1 protein-coding gene is annotated in these 513 nt (G+C 43.1%); it reads right to left on the bottom strand.

Going from position 1 to position 513, the window contains the following annotated elements:
* Positions 1 to 513: Ig-like domain-containing protein (locus R7O13_RS31030; protein ID WP_412125760.1), on the bottom strand; the 513-nt coding region annotated here is incomplete at both ends.

The raw sequence follows: 513 nt of genomic DNA on the forward strand, positions 1-513 counted from the left end.
CTTCAACAGCAAAGATCGGCTCATCATTAGCCGCTTCGACTATAATTACAGCCATAGCTGTATTAGATTCACGTCCGTTTTCTTTCACAATAGAAAACTCAAACTGGTCATTACCAAAGTAGTTTTCCTTACTTTGGTAGGTATTCCCATCAATCTTGCCGTGCATCGGCGGCTTTTTAATGACGATGGTGTCCCCTTTCTCTAGTCCTTGTTGCTGATGTAAGTTAAGTTCCAGTGGCGTATCTTCTAGCGCTTTGTATTGAAGACTATTGGCGGTGATTACTGGAGAGTTGATCGTGATGACCACCTCACCTTCTGCTGTCGTCCCAAAATCGTCAGACACTTGATACTTCATTACTGCTCGTTGTTCTGGAATGTCTGAAACAGGAACAGAATAGTGGATTTTTTGTCCTGAGATTTCAGCGCTACCAATCGAAGGCTTTGATGTGATCTTATCTAGCTTCAATGTGCTATTCGCATCCGATGAGTGGTCATTCGCCAGTACATCAATCG

Source organism: Vibrio sp. Y176, from assembly GCF_033438945.1.